This window comes from Pseudomonas sp. 28 E 9 (assembly GCF_900004785.1).
Taxonomy (GTDB): domain Bacteria; phylum Pseudomonadota; class Gammaproteobacteria; order Pseudomonadales; family Pseudomonadaceae; genus Aquipseudomonas; species Aquipseudomonas orientalis_A.
This window is the reverse complement of the sequence record NZ_CVTK01000001.1, coordinates 1-358: the sequence shown is the minus strand read 5'-3', so window position 1 is coordinate 358 and position 358 is coordinate 1. Positions and strand designations below refer to the sequence as shown.

General features: G+C 51.1%; 1 protein-coding gene. It reads left to right on the top strand.

What is annotated here, in order from left to right; all coding sequences use genetic code 11:
* Positions 1-131: 131 nt before the first annotated feature.
* The coding region (locus tag BFQ00_RS29760) for a DUF6708 domain-containing protein (RefSeq protein WP_371914177.1) at positions 132-358 on the top strand (227 nt) is incomplete at its 3' end.

Genomic DNA, 358 nt, shown 5'->3' with positions numbered 1-358 from the left:
ACGAGTCGCCCTCCAATGAACCGTATCCTCCCGTACTTTCGAATCCGCCCAATCATGTTGACGATGTTTATCTTGAACTGGCACGCGCCACAGTGCGAACTCGCGGGATTGGTATTTGGATAGCTCCTTTTATGTTTCTGCTGTCCATGGTTACACCTGCAGGCATGATTAGCTATGTTGTCACGGAGCAACACCTCCCTCCCTTAGTGCTAAGTTTGCTAGGTCCCATCGTATTTATTACTGGCATATGGCTAGGCATTTATATCTGGCGAATGGACGTTGCCCCTCCCCGCGACGAACCCATCCGTTTCAACCGCTTGCGACGCAAAGTCTATGTCTACCGCTTTTACCGCGACGG